A 579-nucleotide genomic window follows, 5' to 3' on the forward strand; every position below is an offset into this window, starting at 1 on the left:
CGCCTACGGTTTGCTTCGCTGCACCTCCTCTCGATGCATTTGGCTGCGCCAAACGGTCGCTGCGCTCCCACCCCCCGGATGAATCCCTCCACTCAGCCTTCCGACGTCGCCCATGGATCAAGATCAAAAGCTGCAGCCGAGCTTGCGCTCATCCTGTTGAGTGGGGCGGCTTTGCCGCTTGGGTTGTACGCAAATTAAAAACTGTGGGAGCGAGCCTGCTCGCGAAGACGGCCTCACAGCCAACCAACCCCCAACTGACTCCACCCAATCCAACTGTAAGAGCGAGGCTGCTCGCGATGACGGTCTCACAGCCAACCAATCTCTTGCTGATGCACCCGATCCAACTGTAGGAGTGAGCCTGCTCGCGATGACGGCCTCACAGCCAACGAATCTCTTGCTGATGCACCCGATCCAACTGTAGGAGTGAGCCTGCTCGCGATGACGGTCTCACAGCCAACCAATCTCTTGCTGATGCACCCGATCCAACTGTAGGAGTGAGCCTGCTCGCGATGACGGCCTCACAGCCAACGAATCTCTTGCTGATGCACCCGATCCAACTGTAGGAGTGAGCCTGCTCGC

It is taken from the genome of Pseudomonas sp. AD21, assembly GCF_002878485.1.
GTDB lineage: Bacteria > Pseudomonadota > Gammaproteobacteria > Pseudomonadales > Pseudomonadaceae > Aquipseudomonas.